Source organism: Kitasatospora sp. NPDC093558 (assembly GCF_040683475.1).
GTDB lineage: Bacteria > Actinomycetota > Actinomycetes > Streptomycetales > Streptomycetaceae > Kitasatospora.
This window is the reverse complement of sequence record NZ_JBFBDY010001084.1, coordinates 1-1582: the sequence shown is the minus strand read 5'-3', so window position 1 is coordinate 1582 and position 1582 is coordinate 1. Positions and strand designations below refer to the sequence as shown.

2 protein-coding genes are annotated in these 1582 nt (G+C 74.0%); one reads left to right on the top strand and one right to left on the bottom strand.

Annotated features, from left to right (window positions below; genetic code table 11):
• The coding region (locus AB0O00_RS38695; protein ID WP_363659364.1) for an MFS transporter at positions 1–1112 on the bottom strand (1112 nt) is incomplete at its 3' end.
• Positions 1113–1258: 146 nt separating this feature from the next.
• Here AB0O00_RS38695 and AB0O00_RS38690 point away from each other — a divergent pair.
• Positions 1259–1582, top strand: a 324-nt coding sequence (locus AB0O00_RS38690) for a LysR family transcriptional regulator (RefSeq protein WP_363659363.1), incomplete at its 3' end; no start/stop codon positions are given.

The following is a 1582-nucleotide window of genomic DNA, read 5'->3' as shown; positions in this document are numbered from 1 at the left end:
TCCGCGAGGAGGTTCCAGGAGAACACCGACCACGCGGAGAGCACGCGGGCGGCCCGGTCCGGCGCGACCCGCTGCAGCCGGGAGGCGGAGTACACCGGGTTGAACACCCCGATGCACAGGATCATCCCGAACTCGACGCCCATCACGAGCAGCATCCCCGGCACGCCGGGACCGACCAGGACCAGCCCGGGCAGGCAGCTCGCCCGCAGCGTCCCCGAGACGAGCAGCACCCGGCGCCGCCCATGGCGCGCGACCAGCGGCCCGGACAGCCGGGAGCCGATCAGCCCGCCGAGGCACGGGACGGCGAAGGTGAGGCCGTACTGCCACGGGCCGAAGCCGAGCCGGCCGAGCAGCAGGACGGCGAGCACCGGCTCGGTGGCCATGACGAGGGCGTTCACCAGGACGGTGTTGAGGAACAGCGGTCGCAGCCCCGGATCCGCGAGCACGAACCGCCAGCCGTCGAGCAGGTCGCCGGCCCGCAGCCGGGCGGAGCCGCCGCGCGGGGGCTGGGGCTCCCGGCCGCCGATGGCCCGGATGCCGAGCGCCGAGAGCAGGTAGCTCACCGCGTCGGCGACGACGGTCGCGACCGGGCCGAGCAGTGCGACCGCGGCACCGCCGAGCGGCGGCCCGAGCACGGTCGTCGTCCAAGTGGTGGATTCGAAGCGGGCGTTGGCGGCAAGCAGCTGCTCCGGCGGGAGGAGGCTCTTGAGGTACGCGCCGGAGGCGGCCCCGAACGTGATGTCCGCCGCTGCGACGACCACCGACACCGCGAGCAACTGGCCGAAGCCGAGCCACCCGAGCGCGTACGCGGCGGGGATGCTCAGCAGCGCCGCGCAGCGGAGCAAGTCCATCCCGATCATGACCGGCCGCTTGCGCCGGAACTCCACCCACGGCCCGAGCGGCACCGCCACCACCGCCCCGACCGCCGTGCCCGCCGCCGCGAGCACGGCGACGGCCGACGCCCCGGAGTGCAGCACGTGGATGGCGATGAACGGGAACGCGCCGAACGCCAGCCGGGTGCCCATCGCGCTCGCGCCGTACGCCGCCCAGAGCCAGCCGAACGGCCTCCCCAGCGACGGCCTCCCCACGTCCAACTGCTGCCTGCCCCACATCCCCCGCGCACCCCTCTCGGAACGGAACCGCCGCCGGTACAACCAGAAGGCGAACGGCAGCATCAAAGCGGGCAGCTACACCAAGGATCAAACAACCGTCGGCCCGGCACGGTACAACCATCCGTTGTGACCCTAGGCTTCGCGGCATGGACCTCAACGCCGTACGCACCTTCGTGGCCGCCGCCGAAGCCGGCAGCTTCCAGGACGCCGCCGCCGAGCTGGCCGTCACCCAGCAGGCCGTCTCCAAACGTGTCGCCACGCTGGAGCAGGACCTCGGTGTGCGGCTGTTCCACCGGACCCCGCGCGGCGCCGGACTCACCATCGACGGGCAGGCGTTCCTGCCCCACGCCCGCGAGCTGCTGCGCGTCGCGGAGCGGGCGGCCGCCTCGGTGCGCCCGGGCAGCCGCGCCCTGCGCGTCGACGTGATCGCCTCCCGGATCGCCCCGTCGGGGCTGCTCCGGGACTTCCAC